Source organism: Actinoallomurus sp. NBC_01490 (genome assembly GCF_036227085.1).
Taxonomy (GTDB): domain Bacteria; phylum Actinomycetota; class Actinomycetes; order Streptosporangiales; family Streptosporangiaceae; genus Actinoallomurus; species Actinoallomurus oryzae.
On sequence record NZ_CP109433.1, the window covers coordinates 4,610,996 to 4,626,815 of the forward strand.

The 15,820-nt window shown below is 73.6% G+C and carries 13 protein-coding genes; 3 read left to right on the top strand and 10 right to left on the bottom strand.

Annotated features, from left to right (window positions below; translation table 11 throughout):
• Positions 1 to 165 precede the first annotated feature (165 nt).
• From OG417_RS21965 to OG417_RS21980, 4 genes are all read right to left on the bottom strand, one after another.
• Positions 166 to 543 (bottom strand): group I truncated hemoglobin, encoded by a 378-nt coding sequence (locus OG417_RS21965; protein ID WP_329259090.1) that lies wholly within the window; start codon positions 541 to 543, stop codon positions 166 to 168.
• Between the two features lie 277 nt (positions 544 to 820).
• Positions 821 to 3,484: a tetratricopeptide repeat protein gene (locus OG417_RS21970; RefSeq protein WP_329259092.1), complete on the bottom strand. Its 2,664-nt coding sequence runs from the start codon at positions 3,482 to 3,484 to the stop codon at positions 821 to 823.
• A gap of 76 nt (positions 3,485 to 3,560) precedes the next feature.
• A complete protein-coding gene (locus OG417_RS21975) occupies positions 3,561 to 5,756 on the bottom strand; it encodes a molybdopterin oxidoreductase family protein (protein ID WP_329259095.1) in 2,196 nt (731 codons plus the stop codon).
• 103 nt (positions 5,757 to 5,859) lie between these two features.
• Entirely contained in the window at positions 5,860 to 6,912 is a 1,053-nt protein-coding gene (locus OG417_RS21980; protein WP_329259098.1) for a DUF2293 domain-containing protein, read from the bottom strand.
• A 46-nt stretch (positions 6,913 to 6,958) separates the two neighbouring features.
• Between OG417_RS21980 and OG417_RS21985 the strand changes: the two genes are divergently transcribed.
• Positions 6,959 to 7,486, top strand: a complete 528-nt coding sequence (locus tag OG417_RS21985; protein WP_329259101.1) for a PH domain-containing protein — start codon at positions 6,959 to 6,961, stop codon at positions 7,484 to 7,486.
• 63 nt (positions 7,487 to 7,549) lie between these two features.
• Here OG417_RS21985 and xylB read toward each other — a convergent pair whose 3' ends face one another.
• Both xylB and xylA read right to left on the bottom strand, forming a co-directional pair.
• Complete coding sequence (gene xylB, locus OG417_RS21990) at positions 7,550 to 8,935, bottom strand: xylulokinase (protein WP_329259104.1); 1,386 nt, start codon at positions 8,933 to 8,935, stop codon at positions 7,550 to 7,552.
• A gap of 108 nt (positions 8,936 to 9,043) precedes the next feature.
• Complete coding sequence (xylA, locus tag OG417_RS21995; protein ID WP_329259107.1) at positions 9,044 to 10,198, bottom strand: xylose isomerase; 1,155 nt, start codon at positions 10,196 to 10,198, stop codon at positions 9,044 to 9,046.
• A gap of 93 nt (positions 10,199 to 10,291) precedes the next feature.
• Here xylA and OG417_RS22000 point away from each other — a divergent pair, with 93 nt between their 5' ends.
• Complete coding sequence (locus OG417_RS22000; protein WP_329259110.1) at positions 10,292 to 11,512, top strand: ROK family transcriptional regulator; 1,221 nt, start codon at positions 10,292 to 10,294, stop codon at positions 11,510 to 11,512.
• Positions 11,513 to 11,612: 100 nt separating this feature from the next.
• Here OG417_RS22000 and OG417_RS22005 read toward each other — a convergent pair whose 3' ends face one another.
• Positions 11,613 to 12,452, bottom strand: coding sequence for a PaaX family transcriptional regulator (locus OG417_RS22005; RefSeq protein WP_329259113.1), 840 nt, complete (start codon positions 12,450 to 12,452; stop codon positions 11,613 to 11,615).
• A 74-nt stretch (positions 12,453 to 12,526) separates the two neighbouring features.
• On the opposite strand from OG417_RS22005, the gene OG417_RS22010 reads away from it, so the two are divergent.
• Entirely contained in the window at positions 12,527 to 13,378 is an 852-nt protein-coding gene (locus OG417_RS22010; RefSeq protein WP_329259116.1) for an amidohydrolase family protein, read from the top strand.
• A 41-nt stretch (positions 13,379 to 13,419) separates the two neighbouring features.
• Here the strand turns inward: OG417_RS22010 and OG417_RS22015 are convergent, their stop codons facing one another.
• The 3 genes from OG417_RS22015 to OG417_RS22025 form a co-directional block, all read right to left on the bottom strand.
• Positions 13,420 to 14,088 (bottom strand): hypothetical protein, encoded by a 669-nt coding sequence (locus tag OG417_RS22015; protein WP_329259119.1) that lies wholly within the window; start codon positions 14,086 to 14,088, stop codon positions 13,420 to 13,422.
• Between the two features lie 6 nt (positions 14,089 to 14,094).
• On the bottom strand, positions 14,095 to 14,799 hold the full coding sequence (locus OG417_RS22020) for a Crp/Fnr family transcriptional regulator (protein WP_329259121.1): 705 nt from the start codon (positions 14,797 to 14,799) through the stop codon (positions 14,095 to 14,097).
• A 183-nt stretch (positions 14,800 to 14,982) separates the two neighbouring features.
• A complete protein-coding gene (locus OG417_RS22025; RefSeq protein WP_329259124.1) occupies positions 14,983 to 15,813 on the bottom strand; it encodes a DUF1206 domain-containing protein in 831 nt (276 codons plus the stop codon).
• Between the last annotated feature and the right edge of the window lie 7 nt (positions 15,814 to 15,820).

Genomic DNA, 15,820 nt, shown 5'->3' on the forward strand with positions numbered 1-15,820 from the left:
ACGGCACGCCGCACGACCTGCGCACACTGCCGCGCCGGCAGGCCCTCACCGGTTTCAAGGCCATCCAGCCGGCCAGGTCCACCTAGGGTGCGTCTCAAGGCCCCGCTGTCCTACTGCGCGGCATCCAGGCGCCGCTCGCTACGGACGGGGACTTTGAAACGCGCCCTAGTCGGCGAGCGCCGGTTTGGAGACGATGTCGTCGGCGAGCGGCGCGACGGCCGCGATGATCTGGTCGATCGTCGGGCCGGGCACGCCCGCACCGCGCAGCGCGTCGACGAGGTGCCCCGCGACGAGGTCGAAGTGCTCCTGCCCGATCCCGCGCCCGCGGTGCACCTCCTTCATCGGGGCGCCGGTGTAGGCCATCGGCCCGCCGAGCGCCGCGCCGAAGAACTCCACCTGCCGGCCCTTGAGCCGGGGCAGGCTCGTGCCGACGAAGAAGCCGGAAAGCCGGTCGTCGGCCAGGATCCGGACGTACAGGTCGTCGACCACGCTCACCAGCGCCGCCTCGCCGCCGATCGACTCGTAGATGGTTGCCTCTGCCACGGTCACTCCTTCGCTGGACATGTCGTCGTGCGGTCCATGACAGAGCGATGCGGTTACGTCACCGTCAATCGGTCGTAAGCGGGATGAGACACTCCGTGCACAAGAGAGGACCGCGCGCCGTGAGACCGGCCGTTTCCGGGCGCGGCCGGAGAGGCGCCGTAGGGTGCGCCCGTGTCCGCGTGGGTGCCGGGTCAGCGCAGGGGTCTCTCACGGGACGGTCCGTCATGGGCGCCCGCGGCCGGAGAGGTGCCGTAGGGCGCCCCCATGTCCGCGCGAGTCAGCGCGGTGTCTCCCACGGGACGGTCTGCCAGGGGCCGTCCGTGGCCTCGGTGAGGGTGCGGTGGGTGGCGAGTGCCGCGTCGTAGCCTTCGTCGCCGAGACGCAGCGCCTGGCCCAGCGCCCATGCCGCCGACAGCTCCGCCCACGAGCCGTACCGGCGCCGGCACCGCTCGCCGGCCTCGGCGATCAGCCGTTCGGCGGTGGCCTGGTCGCAGAAGTGCGCCTCCAGCCCCCAGCGTGCCATGTGCACGGCCCGGCACAGGTCGTGGGCCGACGTGTCGCGGACCGGCCCGTGCGGCGCGGGGAGGCCGTCGGCGCGGAGCCGTTCCTCGTACCGGCCGATCCGCTCGCCCAGGTCCGCAGCGGCGTCCGCGCCGTGGTCCGCGTACCCGGCGATCCGGTCGCCCAGGTCCGCCGTGGTGTCCAGACCGTGGTCCGCGTACCGGCCGATGCGCTCGTTCAGGTCCGCCGTGGTGTCCGGGCCGTGGTCCGCGCCGCCGAGCAGCGCGTTCATCGCGCCCCGCCACTCCTCGGCGTTCGTGACGTCCCACAGGTCGCGGAGCGAGCGCAGACCGCGGATGTAGTCCCCGTACACCGGGCCGGCGTCGTTCCAGGGCACCGAGGCCTGGACCGCGAGGGGCGCGCCGCAGGCCAGGCCGAACGCCAGCGCCCCGTCGGCCGGGCCGTCGATCCTCGCCACGAGCCGCCCGCCCGCGGGCCGTACGGCGTCGCGCGCCGCCTCCGCGAGCGCGCCGGAGGAGAAGGACCATTCGAGGGCCGGCACGCCGCGGTTGAACAGCACCCGCCACTCCGGGTCGGGCCACTCCCGTACGAGCGTGGCGATCGACCGCATCAGGCACACGGTGCCGGGCTGGCGCGGGATCGCGCCCCGCGTGAAGACCTGGGCGTGGTCGCGGTCGTCCACGCTGCGCACCAGCCACTGGATGACGTCGTGCCGCCCGGCCACCACGTCGTCGGCGCGTCTCTTCGGCGCGAGCACGAACAGGTCGAGGTCGGCGAGCAGCCGCAGGTACGCGGTGGCGTCGCCGCGTGCCTTCGCCTCGGCGAGCCGTTCCTCCACCGGGTAGCGCGGCTCCCAGCGGGGCGGGCGCGCGTCGTCGAGGTTGAACCGCACCTTGCGGGTGAGCTCGTGACCGCTGCCGAGGGCGCGCTCGCAGTCCGCGAGCACCTCCTCGTACAGCGCGACGGCCTCGTCGAGCCGGCCCGTCTCCTCGTACAGCAGGGCGAGGTGGTTGCGCGACCGCAGCGTGTCGATGTGGTCGGGGCCGAGCGCCCGCCGCCGCCCGTCGACCACCGCGCACAGGGCCGCGACGGCCTCGGCGTGGCGGCCGAGCTCGCGGTAGGTCAGCGCGACGTTGCTGCGGGACAGCAGCGTCGCGGGATGGTCGGGGCCGAGCACGCGTTCGCGGTCGGCGAGCGTGTGCTCGTACGCCGCGACGGCCTCATCCTTGCGGCCGGAGTCGTCGTAGGCCAGCGCGAGGAGGTTGCGGACCGCCATCGTCTCGCGGTCGTCCCGGCCGAGGATCCGCTCCCAGTCCGACACGACGCGTTCGAGCAGCGGGACGGCGTCGGCCGGGCGGTCCACCTCGCGGTACGCCTCGGCGAGGTCGCGGCGGCACCGGACGGTGTCGGGGTGGTCAGCGTCGAGGAGGCGTTCGCAGCCGGCGAGCGCGTCCTCCAGCAGCGCGATGCCCTCCGTGTGCCGTCCGGCGGACAGGTAGACGTGCGCGAGGCGGATGCGGACCCGCAGCACGTCGCGGTGGTCGGGGCCGTACAGCCGCCGGAGGCCCGCCAGGGCGTCCTCGGTCAGCTCGACCGCCTCCGCGGTCCGCCCGGTGTCCTTGTAGATCGCGCCGAGCGTGGCCGCGGACATCAGCGTGTCCGGATGGCCGGGTCCGAGGACGCGCTCGCGGTCCTTGAGCGCGCGCTCGTACGCCTCGGTGGCCTCCGCCGTCCGGCCCAGATCGTCGTAGAGCGACGCGAGGTTGGCCCGGATGGTGAGGACGCCCTCGTGATCGGCGCCCATGACGCGCTCGGCGTCGCGGAGGGCGGCCTCCATCAGGGGTACCGCCTCGTCGAGCCGGCCGGCGTCACGGTAGGCGAGCGCGAGGTTGTTGCGGGCGGCGATGGTGTCCAGGGCGTCCGGCCCGAGGGCGCGCTCGCGGGCCGTGAGCACCTCCAGGAGCAGTTCGATGGCCTCGTCGACGCGTTCGGCGGCGGAGTAGGCGTCGGCGAGATGGTTGATCAGCGTGATCGACATGGGATCGTCGCGCCCGAGGCTGCGCTCTGCCTGGGTGAGGGTCTGGATGCAGACCGCGATCGACCGGTCGAGGCGGCCGGCCTCGCGGTAGGCGGAGGCGAGGTTGTTCCCGGCGATCAGCGTGTCGTGGGCGTCGGGTCCGAGCAGCCGCCCGCACTCGGCGAACGCCTGCTCGCCCAGGGTGATCGCATCGTCCACCCGGCCGGCCTCGTAGTACGCGTGGGCCAGGTTGATCCGGCAGGTGAGAGTGTCCGGGTGGTCGGGCCCGAGGAGGTGCTCGGCGGTCGCGAGGGCCTGCAGGTCGTCCAGGACCGCGTCGTCCAGCGGGCCGCCCGTCCGGTAGGAGTTCTCAAGGATGTCCTGGAAGTCGTCTTCCACCACCGGGGGAACCTCCGTCGACACTGGGCACGGCCGAAACCGACCAGTACAACAATCCACCGTAACGGTCGAACCGTAATCAGATCGGACGAACCCGTACAGGGATCCCGTTGAGCACGGCGTTGCCGGACAGCGGGTCGCGGATCCGCGGGTCGGTGAGGGCGTTGGCGCTGACGCCCGCGTGAGCCGCCGCGACCGAGGCGCGTGTGCCGGACCGCCCGTGCCCCCAGCCGTGCGGGAGGCTGACCACGCCCGGCATGACTTCGTCGGTGATCTCCACTTCGACCTTCACGGTGCCCGCGTCGCTGCTCACCTCGGCCGTGCCCGTGTCGGCGAGGCCGAGCCGCCGTGCGTCGTCGGGGTGGACCTGGAGCGTGCAGCGGTTCGAGCCGCGGACGAGGCCCGGCAGGTTGTGCATCCAGCTGTTGTTGGACCGCAGGTGACGGCGGCCGATCAGGAGGAGCCCGGCGGCGCGCCGTTCGGCGAGGCCGTCGCGCAGGCGCCCGACGTCTTCGGCGATGGGCGGCGGGCACAGCTCGATCCGCCCCGAGGGCGTGCGCAGCACCTCGGGCAGCCGCGGGCGCAGCGGTCCGAGGTCGATGCCGTGCGGCGCGCGCCGGAGCGCCTCCAGGGACAGGCCGCCCGGCACCGCGCCGAAGCCGTCGCCGTACGCCCCGAGCCGCAGCATGAGGTCCAGGCGCCGAAGGGCCGGGCTCTCCCCGGTGAGCCGGGCCAGGAGCGCGGCCGGGTCCGCGCCGTGGACCGGCGAGGCCGGGTCGGCGGTGGCCGCGCCCAGAGCGCGCGTCATGGTCAGCTCGTCCGCGTCGGCGTCCTGACCGGAGGCGATCCGCGTGAGGCGCGCGAGGATCGCGCACTCGTCCGGCTCGCCGGCCGGCAGCGGCAGGGCGGGCGGTGAGTAGCGCGCGGTGTTGCGGACGGCCAGGTCACTGAGGGCGAAGTCGTAGTGCGGGGACCGGCTGGGCGGGGGCGGCGGCAGGACGACGTGCGCGTGCCGGGTGGTCTCGTTCAGGTACGGATCGACGCTGATCATGAACTCCAGCGCGCCGAGCGCGTCGCCGAGCCGGTCTCCGCCGGGCGTGGACAGCACGGGGTTGCCCGCGACGGTCACCAGGGCGCGCACCTGGCCTTCGCCGGGCGTGACGATCTCGTCGACCAGCGTCGTGGCGGGCAGCTCGCCGCGGACCTCGGGCAGCCCGCGGACCCGGCTGTGCCAGCGGCCCAGCCGGAACCCGCGCCGGGACCGCGCGCCCGCCGGCCGGTGCGGCGCGAGCGGGAACATGGCGCCGCCGGGGCGGTCCAGGTTCCCGGTGAGGACGTTGAGGACGTCGACCAGCCAGCTCGTCAGCGTGCCGAACGCGGCCGTGGACGTGCCGATCCGCGCGTACACCGCGGCGCTGGGCGCGGCGGCCAGCTCCCGCGCCAGCCGCCGGATCTCCGGCGCCGCGACGCCGCAGACGCCGGCGACGCGCTCGGGGGTGAAGTCGCGGGCCAGGGCGGCGACCTCGTCCGCGCCGTCCGCGTCGTCCCGGCGTACGGCCAGGCCCTCCTCGAACAGCGTGTGCACGACGGCGAACAGCAGGTACGCGTCGGTGCCCGGCCGTACGGCGAGGTGCCGGTCGGCGAGCCGCGCGGTGCGGGTGCGGCGCGGGTCGACCACGACGAGCCTGCCACCGCGCTCGCGGAGCGCCCGCAGCCGGCCGGGGAAGTCCGCGGCGGTGCACAGGCTGCCGCCGGAGTCGACCGGGTTGGCGCCCAGGATCAGCAGGTAGGAGGTGCGGTCGAGGTCGGGCACGGGGATGGCGAGCGAGTCGCCGAACAGCAGGCCGCTCGAGACGTGCTTGGGCATCTGGTCGACGGTGCTCGCGCTGTAGACGTTGGTGGTGCCGAGCGCCCGGACGAGCGGCCCGGCGTACAGCCCGCCCGCGAGCGTGTGGGCGTTCGGGTTGCCGAGGTAGATCGCGAGCGCCTGCCGCCCGTGCCGGCCGGCGACGCCGGTCAGCCCGCGTTCGACCGCCGCGAACGCCTCTTCCCAGGTGACCTCGCGCCAGTCGCCGCCGACGCGGATCACGGGCGCGCGCAGCCGGTCGGGGTCGTTCTCCAGCTCGTCGAAGGTGGCGCCCTTGGGGCAGATGAAGCCGTGGCTGAACACGTCGTCGCGGTCGCCGCGCGCCCCGGTCACCCGGCCGTCGGCGATCGTCAGCTCCAGCCCGCAGGTGGCCTCGCAGAGCGGGCAGATCCGGTACGCGGTCGCCATGGGCGCTCCCCTCATCCGCCCCCCACGATACGAGCCCGCGCGGACAGGGACTGCGCTACTGCGCGGGCTCTGCACGCCGAGGCCGCGATGGAACCGCGTTCGGTCAGGGGCCGGCGCGCCAGCCGTCGAGTACGCGGTCGACGTCCGGGCGGATGCGCTCGCGTGCCTCCGCGCGGGGGACGCCGGACATCAGCAGTCTGTCGTAGTCGGTGTTCTCGTGGCGTACGGACGCGACGACGGCGGCCCGGACGGCGGTCTCGTCCAGCGCGCGCCCGGCGGCCGAGCGCCCGACGCGGCCGCTGCCGCGGGTGCCGGTGTGAAGCGCGATCGCCTCGGCGCGTCCGGCCGGGCAGCCGGGGAACATCCGCCGGATCTCGCGCGCCGTCCGCGCCTGGAGCTCCACGTCCTCGGCCGCGCGGCGTTCGCGGTCGCGCTCACGCCGTCGCGCGCGGACGTCCTCGTCGGCGAGACACTGCTCCTCGGCCAGCTCCAGCGCGCGCTCCTCGACGAGCAGGCCCCGGCGCTCGTACCGCTTGCGGCGGCGGTTGAAGCGCACCACCACGGCCGACAGGCCGCTCGCCTTCTTCGCCCGCCGGGTCAGGGCGGCGTCACCGGCCGGCAGGAAGACCAGGTGGTCCATGTCGGTGCAGGTCAGACAGGTCGGTCTGCCGTCCTCCATGACCAGGAGGTCTCCCGTTCCGTGGCAGCCGGCGCACGTCCACTCCTTGAGCGGCACCATCACCACCAGGTCGGGTGCCGCGCTCTCCCGCTGGATCACCCGCGCGCGCTTCGCCTCGGACAGGTCCGGTGAGAGCCAGTGCGTCCGAAAGGCGCGCTCGGCGGCCTCGTCACCGTCGGCGGTGAACCGCAGCGGAGCCCGGTCACGCGTGGCCGAGACGTACGGCACCTCGACCGGCCGCAGGCCGCCGTCCTCGGCCCACCGGCGCAGGGCCGTCATCACCTTGGCGAGCCGGTCGGGGCGCACGTTGAGCGCCTGCTCCAGGTGGCCGACCCGGCCCTGCCGCCACTCGTCGACGCGGTTCGCGGGCAGCCAGCCGATGCCGTGCAGGACGTCGAGGGCAGAGACGGTGTTCGAGCGCGCCAGCGCGGCCTCGGCGGCGGAGACGACCCGGCTCTGGAGGGACTCACGGCTCATCAGCGCCCAAATTTATCCGATCGATCGGCACTGCCATGCTGGAAAGGTGATCGGACCTCAGCGATGGCGGGTCGCTCCGGTGCTGGTGTTCGCCAAGTTCGCCGGAGCGCTGCTGCTCGTGTTCCTCGCCGCCCTCTCGGGAGACGAGCGCGAGCGGCTCCTGCTCTGCGCCGCCGGGGCGCTGGCCCTCGGCGTGTACGGCCTGCGCGACGTGCTGGCCCCGGTCCGGCTGTCCGCCGACGCCGAGGGAGTGACCGTCGTGCACGGGTTCGCCGGTCATCGGCGCATTCCGTGGGACGAGGTCGAGCGCGTCGTGGTGACCGAGCGCCGGTCCCACGGCCTGCGCACCGAGCTCCTGGAGATCGACACGGGAGAGTCGCTGCACCTGTTCAGCCGGCACGATCTCGGCGCGCCGGTCCAGGATGTGGAGGAGGCACTGCGGGAGCTGCGACCCTCAGCCGAAGAGGAGCACGCGGACGCCGGGGAACGGCGATCCGACGAGGGCGAGCGTCCGCCGCACCCGCACGCCGCCGAGCAGCGCGCCGCCGACGACGATCAGAGCCAGGAGCGGTGAGCGCGTCAGCGGGTCCGCGTCCCGCGAGGTGAATGGGGGACCATCACCCGACGGGACGGACCCCTAGCGGTTCAGTACGTGGTCGCGGGCCTCGGCGTAGCGCTCGCGGAGCGCGGGGTACGGGTCGGCCTCGTACGTGGTCAGGCCCGGGCGTTCCCAGCGTGGCGGCTCGGGCGTCTCCGACAGGGACCAGGCCGCCTGGACCGCCGCGCCCTCCGCGACGTACTCACCGGCCGGCGGCACCAGCACCGGCCGGCCGAACACCGTCGGCGCGATACGCCGTACCGCGTCCGAACGGGCCGCGCCGCCGATGAGGAGGACCCGGTCGGCTCGCACGCCCTGACGGAGCAGGGACTCCAGCCCGTCGGCCAATCCGCAGAGCATGCCCTCGACCGCGGCCCGTGCCAGGTGGGCCGGTGTCGCGTTGTCCAGGCGCAGCCCGTGCACCGCGCCGGTGGCGTCGGGCCGGTTCGGCGTGCGTTCGCCCTCCAGGTAGGGGACCAGCGCGAGGCCGTCCGCGCCGGGCGGCGCGGACAGGGCCAGCCGGGACAGCTCCTCGTGGCCGACCCCCAGCAGCCGCGTCGCGGCGTCCAGCACGCGGGCGGCGTTGAGCGTGCACACCAGGGGCAGGAAACGGCCGGTCGCGTCCGCGAAGCCGGCCACCTCTCCCGAGGGGTCGGCGCAGGAGGACTCCGCGACGGCGAAGACCGTACCCGACGTGCCCAGCGACACGACCACGTCGCCCGGCCGGATGCCGAGTCCGAGCGCCGCGGCCATGTTGTCGCCGGTGCCGGCCGACACGAGCACGCCCGAGGCCGTACGCCCCGCGGGCTCGGCCGGGGCGAGCAGCCGCGGAACGGCGGGAACGCGGCCCAGGGCGAGCTCCAGGAGATCGGGCCGGTACTCGCCGTCCGCGGGCGACCAGTAGCCGGTGCCGGAGGCGTCGCCGCGGTCGGTCGTGAGCTCCCCGGTCAGCTTCCACGTCAGGTAGTCGTGGGGCAGGCAGACCGAGGCGGTCCGGGCGGCGGCCTCCGGCTCGTGCCGGGCCAGCCAGCGCAACTTGGTCACGGTGAACGACGCGACCGGCACACTGCCGACCGCCTCGGCCCACGCGCCGGACCCGCCCAGCTCGGCGACCAGCTCGTCGGCGGCGCCCGCCGAGCGCGTGTCGTTCCACAGCAGCGCGGGCCGTACGACCTCGCCGTCGGCGGAGAGACAGACCATGCCGTGCTGCTGCCCGCCGATGCCGAGGGCGGCGACGTCGTCGAGTCCCCCCGCCGCGGCGATCGCCTTCTCCAGCGCCGCCTGCCACGCGGCCGGGTCGACCTCGGTGCCGTCCGGGTGCGGGGCCTGGCCGACCCGTACGATCTCACCGGTCTCAGCGTCGGCGACGACCACCTTGCACGACTGGGTGGAGGAGTCGACGCCCGCGACGAGAGTCGTGTTCATGGTCGCACTCGCCTCCTCACTCGCTCCGCGGACGGCTCGTCCCTCACCGGCCGCTCCGCTCGCTCGTCGGCTCGCTGCTCCGTGTTCATGGTCGCGCTCGCCTCCTCACTAGCTCCGTGCGCCGAGGATGTGCTCGACGGCGAGCTGGTCGAGGCGCTCGTAGTGGTAGCCGCGCGCCGCCGCGGCGTCCAGGTCGAAGTCGTCGGCCGCGAGGGAGTCGAACGTCTCGCCGGGCTCGAGCGTGGGCACGGACAGCTGGTCCACGCGCGAGGCCGCGAGCGCCTCCTGGACCTCCGGGTCGGCGCGGAAGGCGCGGGCGCGCTCCTTGAGGATGAGGTACGTGCGCATGTTCGCCTCCGCGCTCGCCCACACGCCCGAGATGTCCTCGGTGCGGGTCGGCTTGTAGTCGAAGTGGCGCGGCCCGTCGTACCCGCCGTTCTCCAGCAGGTCGACGAGGAAGAAGGCGTTCTTCAGGTCGCCGTGCCCGAAGACCAGGTCCTGGTCGTACTTGTTGCCGTGCTGGCCGTTGAGGTCGATGTGGAAGAGCTTGCCGTGCCACAGCGCCTGGCCGATGGCGTGCACGAAGTTGAGCCCGGCCATCTGCTCGTGCCCGACCTCGGGGTTGAGGCCGACCATGTCGGCGTGCTCCAGCGAGCCGATGAACGCCAGCGCGTGGCCGACCGTGGGCAGCAGGATGTCGCCGCGCGGCTCGTTCGGCTTGGGCTCCAGCGCGAACCGGATGCCGTAGCCGCGCTCGGTGGAGTAGGAGGCCAGCGTGTCGATCGCCTCGCGGAACCGGTCGAGCGCGGCCCGTACGTCCTTGGCGGCCTCGGACTCGGCGCCCTCACGGCCGCCCCAGAACACATAGGTCTTCGCGCCCAGCTCGGCGGCCAGGTCGAGGTTGCGCATCACCTTGCGGATCGCGTAGCGCCGGATGTCGCGGTCGTTGGAGGTGAAGGCGCCGTCCTTGAACACCGGGTGGGTGAACAGGTTGGTGGTCGCCATCGGCACGACGAGGCCGGTCTCGTCGAGGGCCTTGCGGAAGGAGGCGATCGCCCGGTCGCGGTCCGGCTCGACGGCGAGGAGGTCGTCGTCGTGGAAGGTCACGCCGTACGCGCCGAGCTCGGCCAGCCGATGCACGGACTCCACCGGGTCGAGCGGTGGCCGCGTGGCGTCGCCGAACGGGTCGCGCGCCGGCCAGCCGACGGTCCAGAGACCGAAGGTGAACCGGTCCTCGCGCGTGGGCTGGAACGTACTCGACATGCTGACTCCTTAATTCGTACGCGACCTGGACTAATTAAAGCGCGCAGGCCCAGAGTGTCAACATGTCTGGCCGAACGGGATTAGTCTTTGACGATGCGCCAAGCGCCCCTGCGCCACGGCACCATGCGCGAACGCAACCTGGCCGTGGTGCTCGGCGAGATCGCCCGCCGCCAGCCGGTCAGCCGTGCCCGCCTCGCCGAGGCGACCGGCTTCACCAAGACGACCGTGTCCAGCCTCGTCGCGTCGCTGGCCGGCGCCGGGCTGGTGCGCGAGGACGGGCCCGTACGCGACGGCGAGCGCGGCCGTCCGGCGACCGCGGTCTCGGTCAACGGCGACCGCGTCGCCGGCCTCGGACTGGAGATCAACGTCGACTACCTGGCCGCGTGCGTGCTCGACCTCGGCCGCCGGATCCGGCACCGCCACATCGTCGCCGCCGACAACCGCGACCGCGCCCCCGAACGCGTCATCGCCGCGCTGACCGGCCTCGCCGCCCGCGCGATCTCCGCCGCGGGCGAACAGGGGCTGTCGGTGGCGGGCGCGGTCGTGGCGCTGCCCGGCACGCTCGACCAGGGCGGGGGGCTGGTGCGCAGCGCGCCCAACCTCGGCTGGGACGACGTGGCGGCCGGCGAGCTGCTGGACGCCGGTCTGCCCGGGCTCCCGCTGCCCGCCGACTACGACAACGAGGCGAACCTCGCCGCGCTCGGCGAGCTGTGGTTCGGCGACGGCCCGGCGCTGGGTTCGTACGTGCACGTGTCGGGGGAGATCGGCATCGGCGCGGGCATCGTCGTGGACGGGCGGGTGTTCCGCGGCGCGCACGGCTTCGCCGGCGAGCTCGGCCACGTCGTGGTCGACCCGGGCGGACCGCCGTGCGCCTGCGGCGGGCGCGGCTGCCTCGAACAGGTCGCCGGGCAGGAGGCGATCCTGCGCGGAGCGGGCATGACCGCGGCCACCGCGACGTCTTCGGCGAGCCCGGACGGCCCGCTGTCGGCGTTGGTCGCCCGGCTGGAACGCGGCGACGAGCGGGCGCTGGCCGCCGTACGCCGGGCGGGGGAGGCGCTCGGACAGGCCCTGGCCACGGCGGTGAACCTGCTCGACCCGGACACGATCGTGCTCGGCGGCATCTTCTCCGGCCTCGCCCCGTGGGCGCGCCCCGCGACGGAGGCGGCGCTGGCCGGCGGGGCGGGCCTCGTCCGGCGTTCGCCGCCGCGGATCACGGTGTCGCGCCTCGGCGGCGACGCCGCCGCCCTGGGCGCGGCGTCCCTGGTGGTGGAACGGGTCCTGGACGACCCCGCACGGCTCGTGACCCGGTGTTAGCGCACCGGGCCGTCAGCTCGCCGCATCGTTCGCACGGCGTTTTCGAGGAGCCGCTGCGGGAATCGCGAGGGATCGGCTCGGCCCGTGGCTCTCGCGGGCGCTACCGGCCGGTCAGCTCGCACCAGCGGTTCTGCGCGACCTCGGACCATTCGGTGTGCCGGTCGGCGAAAAGCCGGCGCGCCTGGTCGCCGATCCAGCCCTCGGGCAGCAACGCGGCCGGCAGCCGGGGATCGAGGAACGGGAACCGCCGCCACGCGTGCACGAGGCGCGTCTGGGCGAGCATCGTGTCGTGCGCCGAGGCGGGCTCCAGACCGCCGAACGTCTCGACGAAGGCGGCGTACTGCGCGGCGACGGCGTCGAGGTCCCACGCCCGCCGCACCATCTCGTGTTCGCTGCCGACCGCGGCGAACCGGGCGGTGAACGACATGGCGCCCTGGTCGAGGCCGAGCCCCTTCACGACCGACAGGACCTCCGGCTCGCGCGCCGGCATCGGCGAGATCCACATGCCCGGGCCCGGCGAGCCGAAGCCCGCCCAGGTCAGCTTCGTACGGAGCCGGTGCCGGAGCCGGCGCTTGGACTCGGGAACCGAGACGTAGAGGATCAGCCAGACGCCGTCCCAGGCGGGAGGCGGGGTGCCGAAGGCGTAGATGCGCTCGGCGCCCTCGCTGAGCAGCCGCCGGCCGGACGGCGTCAGGGACCAGCGCACGCTGCGCCCCACGCGCTCGGAGGACAGCCATCCGTCGCCCGCCGTGCGCGCGAGGGCCTGGCGCGCCGACTTCTCCTCCACCCCGAGACTGTCGAGCATCTCGACGATCGTGGCGGTCCAGACCGGGGCCTCCCGCGGCAGGACGAACTCACCGAGGACCGTCAGCAGCAGGGAACGCGCACTCGTCTCGCCCACCGCATGGCGCCGGGTCAGCGTGGGGCGGGTGGCGGTCACCCGTGTCACTCTACAGAGGCGTCATGCATCATGGCCCCTAAGTAAAAACTCGCTGTCAACGAACGGACGGCTTCGTGCTCGATGGTCATGTTCTCGTCGATGCCCATACACATCCGGCGCGGCTGCCGACGCTGAAACGCGCCTGGCACGACTGGGCGGCCGACTTCGGCGACGCCGAGGTGCTGGGCCGGGTGTACGACGAGGAGGGCGCCGTGGTGCCCGCGCGGTTCGGTGAGCTGCTGGACGCCGAGGGCGTCGACGTCGTGCTCATGTTCAGCGAGTACAGCCCGAAGGCGACCGGGATCCAGCCCATCGAGGACCTGCTGCCGCTCGCCGCCCACGACCCGGCGCGCATGCGGCCGGTCGCCAACCTCAACCCCCACCTGCACTTCCCGGTCGCGGAGGAGGTCGAGCGTCAGCTCGGCCTCGGGGCCGTCGCGCTGAAGCTGCACCCGGTGCACGGCGGCTTCCCGGCCAACGAGCGCGCGCTGTACCCGGCGTACGAGGTGTGCCGCGACCGCGGCGTGCCGGTCGTCGTCCACTGCGGCACGAGCAGCTTCCCCGGGTCGATGAACTCCTACGCCGACCCGGTGCTGCTCGATGAGGTGCTGCGGGACTTTCCGACGCTGAATCTCGTCCTCGCCCACGGCGGGCGCGGCTGGTGGTACGACGCGGCGGCCTTCCTGGCCCTGTCCCGCGAGACCGTGTGGATCGAACTGTCGGGCCTGCCCCCGAGACGCCTGCCCGAGTACTACGCGCGGCACGACTTCGCCCGGCTGAGCCGTCGCTTCATCTTCGGCACCGACTGGCCCGGAGTCCCGGGGATCGCGTCGAACGCCCGTGCTGTCGCCAAGCTGTGCCCGGACGAGGAGACCGCCGCACTGGCCCTGGGCGGCAACGCCCTGCGCGTCTACCACCTCGACTGACCGGCGTCCGGTACGGAGCGCAGCGGACCACCGGACGCCGGTCAGTCCTCGCTTCTGGTCTTCACCTCAAGGTGGTGCTGAGCCTCGATCCGCCGCGGGGAGAGGGCGACCACCGTCGCGTCGGCGGCCACCACTCTCGGCCGGCGGACGTACCCCCGGTAGGACATGCCCTTCACGGTGATCCTCATCGGCGAGAAGTCGTCCGGGGCGAGCGAGCAGAACCCCGTTCGCACGACATCCTGGAAAAGCGTGTCCGAGACCACCAGACCCAGGTCGCCGTGTCGCCGGCCGGCGAGCACCTCGCGTACCGGTCCGGCGTCGAGAAGCCGGCTGACCACGATCGGAGCGTCACCGATCGGGCCGAACGGCCCGGGGGCGAGCGTGCCGTGGTGCAGGGCGAGGCGCAGCCGCAGAGACGCCTGCCCGACGCGCGCGTCGTTCAGGTCCGACAGGGCCGTCTCCAGCCCCTGGACGAACGCGCCGACCGCTCCGGGCACGTCGACCTCGGGCGGCAGCACGGCGAGCTCACCGTCGCCCCGGACCTGCTTGTGCCACAGCCCCCGGTCGAGCCCGGCGCGCGACGCGGCGGCGTCCAGCACGTGCCGCAGATCCGTCTGGGCGCGCAACTGCTCCATCGCGCTGCGCGTGCTGTACCTCTCGACGTCCACCGCGACCAGGAGGCGGTAGACCAGACGGGTATCACTGATCATCTTCGCTCACTGGTCCGGCATGCGGGCGATGTTCTTCAGCGCGGTCAGGTCGCAGATCATGATGCTCCCGTAGCCCGTGCGAATGACCTCCTGCGACCGCAGCTTGCGCACCTCCTTGCCGATGGTGTCGGTGTCCGCGCCGACGAAGGCGCCCAGCTCCTCCTGGGTCAGGCCGACGTCGAAGGTGATGCCGTCCAGAGCGCTGTGCCCGTAGGCCTCGGCCAGCTCGACGAGGACGCGGGCGAGCCGGATCCGGCTGGAGTAGCCGTTGAAGTCCACCCGCCGGCGGTTCGCCCAGCGGAGCCTCCGGCTGATCATGCCCGACACCGCGATGTGGGCGTCCGGGCAGGAGCGCAGGAACTCCACGAACTCGCCGCGGCCGATGACCCGGAGGACTCCCGCCCCGCAGAGCGTGACGGTGGCCGAGCGCGGCCCGCCGTCGATCGCCGCCATCTCGCCCACGATGTCGCCGGTGACCCGGATGCCGAGAAGGGCCATGCGGCCGTTCTCCAGGCTCGCGGTGACCTTGGCCACCGCGCTGAGGAAGAGCAGGACGTGCGTCGATCGCTCGCCTTCGCGCAGCAGGACGCTACCGGCTTCGTAGTGCCGCAGCGTGCCGAGCCGGAGCAGTTCGGCACGCTGCGTGGCCGGAACGACGTCGAGCAGGGTGCCGCGGGCCTCCGTCCGCGCCGGTAGGGCGGTCTGTGTCATCGTCTCCTCCGTGAGGTCATGCCGAGTGCCTGGCTTCAGCTTCCTCTGTGTAAGACGACACAAACACCGCCATCGCCGGAAAGTCGGCGAAGCCGGGAACAGGGCCACGGTGGGAGACGGGAAACCCCCTCTCGCCGGCTTACCGCCGCCGCCGATCTCGGCCGTACGGGCGGGGCCCACGGGTCAGACGCGGCGCCAGCGCGCCTCACAGAAGGAGTACACGCCGAACACGATGAGGCCGAACGCGACCAGGACCAGCAGCCACGGCCCGGCTCCGGTGTGCGAGAACTGCCGCAGCGTGCCGTCCACGCCCTTGGCCTTGTCCGCGTCGAACGTGATGGCCGCGTAGGCGATGAACCCGCCCGCCGCCGCGTACACGAGCGCACGGGTGGACTTGCCGATGACGCCCACCGTCGTGACCGCCCTGCGGACGCCGGGGCTCATCTCGTGGGTGCGCAGCTTCTTCTCGAACTTGGTCCGGAGCGCGGCGACGGCGATGCCGACGCCGATGGCGACCAGCCCGAGCCCGGCGATGAGCACGAGCCAGCGGCCGGCCGGCAGGTCGTGCATCGCCTTGCCGGTCCAGTCCTTGCTCTTCTTGTCGCTGGAGCCCGGCCCGCCCGCGCCGACCGTGAAGGCGACCGTGCTCGCGCAGACCACGGTGTAGAACACACCGCGGGCGAGGGAGGACAGGCGCTTGGTGGCCTTGTCGCCCTCGGGCGCGGACTGGCCCCAGACCGCCTCGCTGAAGCGCCAGATCGCCATGCCCGCCAGGCCGACCGCCAGCAGCCAGAGCAGGACCGTGCCGCCGGGCGTCCGGGCGACGGTCTGCAGCGCCCCCTGCCGGTCGGCCTCCTTGCCACCCTTGCCGAAGGCGATCTGGACCGCCAGCACGCCGACGATGATGTAGATGACGCCACGCGCGGCCAGCCCGGCGCGGCCGAGCGCGCGGAACGCGCCGCTGGATGACACCCGGCTGCCCGTGACCTTGAAGCGCGCACCCTGTGCGGTCATGCTCCCT

What these genes read in the sequence shown, in the direction of transcription:
- OG417_RS22020 (WP_329259121.1), bottom strand. Translation starts at nt 14,799, where the DNA reads ATGACACAGACCGCCCTACCGGCGCGGACGGAGGCCCGCGGCACCCTG.
- OG417_RS22015 (WP_329259119.1), bottom strand. Translation starts at nt 14,088, where the DNA reads ATGATCAGTGATACCCGTCTGGTCTACCGCCTCCTGGTCGCGGTGGAC.
- OG417_RS21980 (WP_329259098.1), bottom strand. Translation starts at nt 6,912, where the DNA reads ATGAGCCGTGAGTCCCTCCAGAGCCGGGTCGTCTCCGCCGCCGAGGCC.
- xylB (WP_329259104.1), bottom strand. Translation starts at nt 8,935, where the DNA reads ATGAACACGACTCTCGTCGCGGGCGTCGACTCCTCCACCCAGTCGTGC.
- OG417_RS22000 (WP_329259110.1), top strand. Translation starts at nt 10,292, where the DNA reads ATGCGCCAAGCGCCCCTGCGCCACGGCACCATGCGCGAACGCAACCTG.
- OG417_RS21975 (WP_329259095.1), bottom strand. Translation starts at nt 5,756, where the DNA reads ATGGCGACCGCGTACCGGATCTGCCCGCTCTGCGAGGCCACCTGCGGG.
- OG417_RS22025 (WP_329259124.1), bottom strand. Translation starts at nt 15,813, where the DNA reads ATGACCGCACAGGGTGCGCGCTTCAAGGTCACGGGCAGCCGGGTGTCA.
- xylA (WP_329259107.1), bottom strand. Translation starts at nt 10,198, where the DNA reads ATGTCGAGTACGTTCCAGCCCACGCGCGAGGACCGGTTCACCTTCGGT.